This window comes from Acinetobacter lactucae (genome assembly GCF_013344765.1).
Lineage (GTDB): Bacteria > Pseudomonadota > Gammaproteobacteria > Pseudomonadales > Moraxellaceae > Acinetobacter > Acinetobacter lactucae_A.
Window position 1 is genome coordinate 1 of the sequence record NZ_JABVBF010000283.1, and the last position, 2,140, is coordinate 2,140.

Here is a 2,140-nt window from a genome sequence, read left to right on the forward strand (position 1 = left end):
ATATAATACTCTTATTATTTACAACAATTAATACTTATTAGATATTAATAATATTTAATAAAACTAAACAAAACCAATTATTAATAAAACCAGATTAACATAAAATAATTTTATGAAGAATAATTCTCTTTAACTCTATAAAAAATTTCACAATATAAGCTCATATAATCTTTAAAAATACTTCATTAGAAAACTTCCGATAATTTTCTAGATATTCATTCAGTCTGTAAGGCTTATAAATTCTATTTTACTTGAATGCATTAAAACCTTAAAAATTATATATGTACGCTAAAATACTTATGATTTAAGTACGTTTATAATGCATATAATTAAAATTACGCGGAACCATTCAACTAAAAAAGATCCGCGCGTAAATTTTAAAAATTAATAGGTCACTGTCACAACAACACTATCAGAATAAGTCCCCGGTCTACTTGCGATGGAAGTACCTTGCGGAATTTTTCCATACACAGGTGTGCTTTGCGCACTACCTGTACCTGTTTTTGAGACTCCTCCTGCTCCCCCGACACTGGTTACGCCACCTGTAGCATCCCATACCGTACTATAGTTAGAATCTTTATAGAGTTGATAGGGAATAAATTCATTATTACTATTCACCATACGCCTGAATCCACCACTTATACGGTTATTACCGTCTCCTAAATAAATACTGTATGGTGTTCCAAAGTTACAAGTCGAATTTACAGCTCCTTGTGCTGTGTAATCCCGACTGGTCGTACCAATATCATTAATATTCCCAAAATCAACAGTAGATGTTGAATTTAGTTGGCACAGACTTGGGACCACAAAGTTTGCTGTTAGTAATGTATCGCCTGAATCCCAGCCACCAAGCAAATCACCACATGATAAACCCAAAAGATCCATATCCCAATACAACCGAACCGAAGCCGTATATGTTCCTTTAGGATATGCAATGAGTGACCCCGTTCGGGCAGGTACTTTCACATTTACCGAGTAACTCACAATATTATTTGATGCGACTGTTGCTACTGGACCATACCAGACATTGGAGGTTTGATTCGTGGTAGAAGACCCAGCTCCACCTACAGTTGCTGTGACGGTGTAAGGTAATGAAACACTGTTAATTGTATTTGTTGTTGCCGTAAATACGGTTTTCATACACATGAAATTAGAAATTTGGGGAAGCCCTAAATTCGTGCAAGTAATTGTTCCTGAAAGGTTCACGGTTGCATCACTATTAATATTTGCTGCCGTATAGGTAAAAGTATTATTTGTGGTCCCACTTACAGTACAAGCAGCTTGTGCTGGACTAAAAAATGCATAAACAAGATAAAATAAGCAAATGCCTATAAAGTATTTTAAAGACAAAGAGAAAAATTTATAGCTCTGTATTTGAGCCTTATTCATAATATTTAATGACATATATAAGGTCCCAATTTTTTAGTTGAGTACTGATTACTGTTATAAGTGAAGTCAACTTGGCACGAACCATGATCCATAAGATCGACTTCAAGTTTGTTTTGCTTTAATAAGTTTGGAATAAATACTTCGCCGTCATAACCAACTACACCATCTTCCTGACCATTAATGCGAACGCTATAACCCGGCAATAGAGGTGAGTTGTTCGCATCAACAAGTTTCACTAATCCTGAAATGACCTGATGAGCACCAAAGTCAACCATGGTTCCTTGACGGTAGCCCACGACTGTTTTTTGATCTGTAGACTTCACGCTCCAATTTAAAGGAAGATAGGAAGGATCTAAATAAATATGGTTCACTTGATATGGCATGAGACTAGGAATCAAAAATCTTCCAGACTTGTCAGTTTCTCCCAAATTGACCCCGCCATTTATAATTTGACTTTGTGGCCCAGCATTGGTGACAACCGCATACCCCTCTCCAATTTCATTGGCCGCAAAGATACGTCCCGCTGCCGCAACTAACGAACCCGTCGCCGATAGGGCAACCTGGTCGTTATCTCCAAATCGGTTATAACGTCCCGTCAGGTAAGCTGCCCGTGCTCGGTAAGATGCATAAATCGAAGCATTGTTTTCTTTCGCTTCCTCATCTCGCTCTACATAACCACCCCAGCCAAATGATCCGATTTTCGGCTCTGATAGCCCGAATATTTCCTGTCTGTAACTCAACTTACCGCTGT

2 protein-coding genes are annotated in these 2,140 nt (G+C 37.5%); both read right to left on the reverse strand.

What is annotated here, in order from left to right; translation table 11 throughout:
* Positions 1-384 precede the first annotated feature (384 nt).
* Positions 385-1,404: a Csu type fimbrial protein gene (locus HUN22_RS16670; RefSeq protein WP_174731718.1), complete on the reverse strand. Its 1,020-nt coding sequence runs from the start codon at positions 1,402-1,404 to the stop codon at positions 385-387.
* Positions 1,395-2,140, reverse strand: a 746-nt coding sequence (locus tag HUN22_RS16675) for a fimbria/pilus outer membrane usher protein (protein ID WP_174731721.1), incomplete at its 5' end; no start/stop codon positions are given. The genes HUN22_RS16670 and HUN22_RS16675, both read right to left, overlap by 10 nt.

Bases quoted from the DNA above. Each gene is read 5' to 3' on its own strand.
- HUN22_RS16670 (WP_174731718.1), bottom strand. From the start codon at position 1,404: ATGTCATTAAATATTATGAATAAGGCTCAAATACAGAGCTATAAATTT.